8 protein-coding genes are annotated in these 5,637 nt (G+C 64.6%); 5 read left to right on the forward strand and 3 right to left on the reverse strand.

All coding sequences use genetic code 11. From position 1 onward, the window contains the following. The coding region (locus EN780_RS26340) for a glycerophosphodiester phosphodiesterase family protein (RefSeq protein WP_281035381.1) at positions 1-358 on the reverse strand (358 nt) is incomplete at its 3' end. A gap of 14 nt (positions 359-372) precedes the next feature. After that, positions 373-837, reverse strand: coding sequence for a RidA family protein (locus tag EN780_RS26345; RefSeq protein ID WP_128275754.1), 465 nt, complete (start codon positions 835-837; stop codon positions 373-375). 138 nt (positions 838-975) lie between these two features. Between EN780_RS26345 and EN780_RS26350 the strand changes: the two genes are divergently transcribed. From EN780_RS26350 to tsf, 5 genes are all read left to right on the forward strand, one after another. Continuing rightward, positions 976-1,806 (forward strand): cell envelope integrity EipB family protein, encoded by an 831-nt coding sequence (locus EN780_RS26350; RefSeq protein WP_127286031.1) that lies wholly within the window; start codon positions 976-978, stop codon positions 1,804-1,806. A gap of 57 nt (positions 1,807-1,863) precedes the next feature. Continuing rightward, complete coding sequence (locus tag EN780_RS26355; RefSeq protein WP_126054457.1) at positions 1,864-2,142, forward strand: DUF4031 domain-containing protein; 279 nt, start codon at positions 1,864-1,866, stop codon at positions 2,140-2,142. Then, positions 2,139-2,750 carry a LysE family translocator gene (locus tag EN780_RS26360; RefSeq protein ID WP_128275755.1) on the forward strand — a complete coding sequence of 204 codons (612 nt, stop codon included), beginning with the start codon at positions 2,139-2,141 and terminating at the stop codon, positions 2,748-2,750. The genes EN780_RS26355 and EN780_RS26360 overlap by 4 nt, the downstream gene beginning before the upstream one ends. Before the next feature lie 178 nt (positions 2,751-2,928). After that, positions 2,929-3,708, forward strand: a complete 780-nt coding sequence (gene rpsB / locus EN780_RS26365) for a 30S ribosomal protein S2 (protein WP_127286033.1) — start codon at positions 2,929-2,931, stop codon at positions 3,706-3,708. A gap of 118 nt (positions 3,709-3,826) precedes the next feature. After that, complete coding sequence (tsf, locus tag EN780_RS26370) at positions 3,827-4,747, forward strand: translation elongation factor Ts (RefSeq protein WP_128275756.1); 921 nt, start codon at positions 3,827-3,829, stop codon at positions 4,745-4,747. 27 nt (positions 4,748-4,774) lie between these two features. Here tsf and EN780_RS26375 read toward each other — a convergent pair. Further along, on the reverse strand, positions 4,775-5,637 hold an 863-nt coding region (locus tag EN780_RS26375; RefSeq protein ID WP_133372725.1), incomplete at its 5' end, for a LysR family transcriptional regulator.

Genomic DNA, 5,637 nt, shown 5'->3' on the forward strand with positions numbered 1-5,637 from the left:
GGTCGTAGCCCGGCGTGCCCTTCAGTTCGACCACCAGCGGCACGCGGCCGTCGATCAGGTCGAGCGCCTGCTGCAGCGTCGGCACATGATCGGCCGTGCCGCCGACCCTGAGCGCCGAGAGCTCCGCCGCCGTGCGCTGCCAGACGAAGCCGTCCTCGCCGGTCAGCCGCTTGAGGTCGCCATCATGGATGATGACGGGAACGCGGTCCGACGAGAGATGCACGTCGCATTCGATCGCGTAGCCGCGCTCGGCGGCGGCTGCGAAGGCCGACAGCGTGTTCTCCCAGCGCGTCTTGTTCATGTCGTGGAAGCCGCGGTGGGCCACGGGCCGGGCGGTCAGCCAGGAAAGATCGGTCATGATGTCAGTCCGGCTCATTCGACTTCGAAGATCGCTTCGATTTCCACCGCCGCGTTGAGCGGCAGCGAGGCGGTACCGACGGCGGAGCGGGCGTGCTTGCCGTTTTCGCCCAGTACCGCGACCAGGAAATCGGAAGCGCCGTTGGCGACCAAATGCTGCTCGACGAAGTCGGGCGCCGAGGCGACGAAGACGGTGATCTTGACCAGGCGCCGGATCTTCCCGAGATCGCCGAGCGCTGCCTTGGCCTGCGCCAGGATGTTGATGGCGCAGTATTTTGCGGCTTCCTTGCCGGCCGCCGTATCGACGTCGCGGCCGAGCAGGCCGCTCGCCTGCAGCTTGCCGTCCTCGAGCGGCAACTGCCCCGCCGTGAACAGCAGATTGCCGGTCCGGCAATAGGGCACGTAGTTGGCGGCCGGCGCGGCGGCGGCCGGAATCGTGACGCCGAGATCGCTTAGCCGCTTTTCGATTGTTTCACTCATCGTATTTCCCTATTGCTTGAAGACGCAGCGCGAGCCGGGCCGAAATTGCTATTTTTGCCTCGCTTCCGCCACGACTTTTTTTAAGCTGGACCATCTTTCCCTGCGGCCTGCCATCAGCCGCGACGATCGGAGCACCATATGCGCGCAAAGCGCCTAGCATTCCCTGCCATCCTTGTGCCAGCGCTGTTCCTGGTGGCTCCCGCCTTTGCCGTTCCGGCGCTGCAGGCGCATCGCGCGGTCTACGACCTGACCCTCAACAAGGCATCCGACCGCTCCGGCATAACCGGTATTTCGGGCCGCATGGTGTACGAGTTCAATGGCTCGCCTTGCGAAGGCTACACGGTGAAATTCCGCTTCGTCACCCAGATCGTCACCAACGACAACACGCGCCTGACCGATCAGCAGACGACCACTTTCGAGGATGCCGAAGGCAAGACGTTCTCCTTCGTCACCAAGTCCTTCGTCGACCAGAACCTCGACAAGGAGGTCAAGGGCATGGCGACCAGGGAGGCCAAGGGCCTCAAGGTCGACATCGACAAGCCCGAGAAGAACAGCCTGGAGCTCGCCGCCACCCAGTTCCCGACCCAGCATCTGGTGGAACTGATCGGCAAGGCCGAGAAGGGCGAGAGCTTCTATGAAACCAACCTGTTCGACGGGTCGGAAGACGCCAACAAGGTGATGACGACGACGGTCGTCGTCGGTAAGAAGACCGACGCCGACAAGACCGACCCGGAAGCGCCAGCGCTGGCCAAGCTCGCCGCCGACAAATACTGGCCGGTCGACATCGCCTATTTCGACGAAACCGACAAAAGCGGCGAGGAGGTGCCGGAGTACCGGATCAGCTTCAAGCTGCACGAAAACGGCATCACCCGCGACCTGGTCATGGACTATGGCGACTTCTCGATGACCGGCAAGCTGGTCAATCTGTCGCTGTTCGACCAGTCGAAACCCTGTCCCGCATCGAAATAGTCGAAGGCAAATCGACTCGCAGGGCCGTCGGCGCTGAAGAGGGAAGCGGCAGGCCTGATGGCGATCTATGTCGACGCGGCGATCTGGAAATGGGCCGGCCACCGCTGGTGCCATCTGATGGCCGACGACACCGACGAACTGCATCGCTTCGCCACCGAACTCGGCCTCAAGCGTTCGTCCTACCAGGGGCCGCCCAAGACATCGGCGCCGCACTATGACATAACCGGCTTCGAGCGCGACCGGGCCGTGCGGCTTGGCGCCATCGAATGCAGCCGCGAGGAGATCGTTGCGATCTTCCGCCGCGTGCGGGTGCCGAACGGGAAGATAAGGCCATGACGCTGACGGCATTTCTGGCTTACTGCGCCGCGATCACGCTCGCCGCCGCCACGCCCGGCCCGGCAATGTTCGCGGTCATCACCAACGGCGTCTCGCGTGGCTTTGTCCGCGCTTTCATGGCCGGTGTCGGCATTGCCGCCGGCGACGCGGTGCTGGTGATCCTGGCGCTGCTCGGCCTGGTGGCGCTGGCCCAGACCTTCGAATGGGTGTTCCTCGTCCTGAAATATGCGGGCGCTGCCTATCTGGTGTTCCTCGGCATCAGGATGTGGCGCTCGGCGGCTGCCCATGCGGAGGCGGCGCAGGCACCCCAGGCAAGGCTCTCCCGCTCGTTTTTCCTTGGCGCCTCAATCGCACTCGGCAATCCCAAGGCAATCCTGTTCCACGCCTCGATCATGCCGCTGATCCTCGACCTCGACACCATGACGTTCGCCGACGGGCTGCTGGTTGTCGCGGTCGTCATCAGCGTCAACATTATCACCATGGGCGTCTACGCGGCACTCGCCGGGCGGGCCTCAGGCTGGTTCACGACGTCCAGGCGCATGCGGCTGATGAACAGGTTTGCCGGCGGCGCCATGATCGGCACGGGTGCGCTGATCGTCGCACGCTGATCGGCAGACGGCCGGGGCGCTTGCGTTTGTCGCGCATCCCCTCTATATGCGCGCTCATTCCACACACGGACTTTGGTGTCTGCCCGGGAGAAATCCGGCTGAAACCTCCGGTGGCGTTCGAGGACCACGGTCCGAAAATGCCTGTGTCCGTGGAGGCCAACCGGAAAGGAACTTGAGAATGGCTCTGCCTGATTTCAGCATGCGTCAGCTTTTGGAAGCTGGCATTCACTTCGGCCACCAGACCCACCGCTGGAACCCGAAGATGGCGCCCTACATCTACGGCGCCCGCAACAACATCCACATCATCGACCTGTCGCAGACGGTGCCGCTGCTGAACCAGGCGCTCAAGCAGGTGTCGGACACCGTCGCCAAGGGCGGCCGCGTGCTGTTCGTCGGCACCAAGCGCCAGGCGTCCGAAATCGTCGCCGACGCCGCGCAGCGCTCGGCCCAGTACTATGTCAACTCGCGTTGGCTCGGCGGCATGCTGACCAACTGGAAGACGATCTCGAACTCGATCCAGCGCCTGCGCAAGCTCGACGAACTGCTGGCCGGCGAGGCCCAGGGCCTGACCAAGAAGGAACGCCTCAACCTCGACCGCGAGCGCGAGAAGCTCGACAAGGCGCTGGGCGGCATCAAGGACATGGGCTCGACGCCGGACCTGATGTTCGTCATCGACACCAACAAGGAAGCGATCGCCATCCTCGAGGCCAAGCGTCTCGGCATCCCGGTCGTCGCCATCATCGATTCGAACTGCGACCCGGACAAGATCGATTTCCCGATCCCCGGCAATGACGACGCTGCCCGCGCCATCCAGCTCTACTGCGACCTGATCGCCAAGGCTGCGATCGACGGCATCGCCCGCCAGCAGGGCGCGCTCGGCGTCGACATCGGCGCCTCGGTCGAGGCTCCGGTCGAGCCGGCGCTCGATGCTCCGGCGGCCGAGACCCCGGAAGCATAAATAGCGAAGGCCGGTTCCGGCCTTCATCTTTCCAATATCTTGGCGCGCTAAGCGCTGTCGCCGGGCGCATCATCGAGAATCGATGGTGCGTCGGCGCATTTGAAACAAAGAGGCGACAATGAGCATTTCGGCTGCACAGGTCAAAGAACTCCGCGACTTGACCGGCGCGGGCATGATGGACTGCAAGGCGGCGTTGAACGAGACCAACGGCAACATGGAAGAGGCCGTCGACTGGCTGCGCAAGAAGGGCATCTCCAAGGCCGACAAGAAGGCCGGCCGCACCGCCGCCGAGGGCCTGATCGGCGTCGATTCCGGCGTGCGCGAAGCCGCCATTGTCGAGGTCAATTCTGAGACCGACTTCGTTGCCCGCAATGAACAGTTCCAGGAACTTGTGCGGAACATCGCTAAGGTCGCACTTGCCTACGGCACGACCGAGGCGGTGGCTGCCGCGAAGTATCCGGGTTCCGACAAGACGGTCACCGAGACCGTCAAGGACGCGGTCGGCACCATCGGCGAGAACATCAATTTCCGCCGCTCGGCCAAGCTCACCGTGCCGCATGGCGCGGTGGCGACCTATGTGCACAACGCCGTTGCCGACGGCCTCGGCAAGCTCGGTGTGCTGGTCGCGATCGAGACCACCGGCAATGAGCATGCCGCCAACGCCTTTGGTCGCCAGGTCGCCATGCACGTCGCCGCCACCAACCCGATGGCGCTGACGGCAGAAGAGATCGATCCGGCCGCGGTTGAGCGCGAGAAGGCGATCTTCGCCGACCAGGCGCGCCAGTCCGGCAAGCCTGAAGCGATCATCGAGAAGATGGTCGAGGGCCGTCTGCGCAAGTTCTACGAAGAGGTGGTGCTCCTCAAGCAGGCCTTCGTGCTCAATCCCGACATCACCGTCGAGAAGGCGCTGAAGGATGCCGAGAAGGAGATCGGCGCGTCGGCCAAGATCAGCGCCTATCTGCGCTTCGCGCTCGGCGAAGGCATCGAGAAAGAAACGACCGATTTCGCCGCGGAAGTCGCGGCGGCGGTCAAGAAATAGCCCGAAGCACAAGTAAGGCTACAGAGCTCAGGCAGCACGGCCGGGCGTCCGCGAGGATGCCCGGCCGATTTCTTGTGCGGTATCGATGAAGGCCCTGAGCTTCGGCGCCATCGACGCCCGGCGCGGGAAATAGAGGAACAGGCCGGGTTCCTCTATCGCCGATTGCGGCAGGATCTGCACGAGGCGGCCGGCGTCGATGTGGGCGCGCACCAGCGGCTCGAAGACATAGATGATGCCGACCCCGGCAAGTGCGAGGTCGATCGCGGCGAGCGAATCGGTGACGACTGCCGTGCCGTGCGTCTCCACCGAGACGTCCTTGCCGTCCTCGCTCAGGTCCCAGCGATAGAGCGCGCCGCTGCGCACGAGGCGGTAGCCGACGCAATTGTGGCTGGCGAGATCGGCCACGCTGGCGGGACGGCCGCGCCGCCCGACATAGGCCGGCGCAGCGGCCATCACGGCGCTGAACGGCGGCGTCAGCCGGACCACCACCATGTCCTGCGCGATCATCTCGCCCAGCCTGATGCCGGCGTCGAAACCTTCGCCAACGATGTCGACGAGACCCTGATCGGCAAACAGCTCGACGGTCACGTCCGGATAGCGTTCCGCCATTGCCGCCACCACGGGCGTCACCGCCAGGGGGATGGCGATATGGGACACGTTGATCCTCAGCAGCCCGGCCGGACGGCCGCCGATGCCGCGGATGCGGTCCATGCGTTCGGCGATGTCCTGCAGGGCAGGGGCCGCCGTCTCGATCAATGCCTTGCCGGCCTCGGTCAGCGAGACGCTGCGCGTTGTGCGGGCGAACAGCGGCTGACCGATCCTCTCCTCGACAAGACGCACCGCATGGCTGACCGCCGACGGGCTCATGCCGAGCTCCGCCGCGGCAAGCG

Origin of the sequence: Mesorhizobium sp. M4B.F.Ca.ET.089.01.1.1 (assembly GCF_004022605.1) — a bacterium.
GTDB classification, from domain to species: domain Bacteria; phylum Pseudomonadota; class Alphaproteobacteria; order Rhizobiales; family Rhizobiaceae; genus Mesorhizobium; species Mesorhizobium abyssinicae.

Coding starts and splice junctions, on each gene's coding strand:
- EN780_RS26345 (WP_128275754.1), bottom strand. CDS start 837: ATGAGTGAAACAATCGAAAAGCGGCTAAGCGATCTCGGCGTCACGATT.
- EN780_RS26350 (WP_127286031.1), top strand. CDS start 976: ATGCGCGCAAAGCGCCTAGCATTCCCTGCCATCCTTGTGCCAGCGCTG.
- EN780_RS26355 (WP_126054457.1), top strand. CDS start 1,864: ATGGCGATCTATGTCGACGCGGCGATCTGGAAATGGGCCGGCCACCGC.
- EN780_RS26360 (WP_128275755.1), top strand. CDS start 2,139: ATGACGCTGACGGCATTTCTGGCTTACTGCGCCGCGATCACGCTCGCC.
- rpsB (WP_127286033.1), top strand. CDS start 2,929: ATGGCTCTGCCTGATTTCAGCATGCGTCAGCTTTTGGAAGCTGGCATT.
- tsf (WP_128275756.1), top strand. CDS start 3,827: ATGAGCATTTCGGCTGCACAGGTCAAAGAACTCCGCGACTTGACCGGC.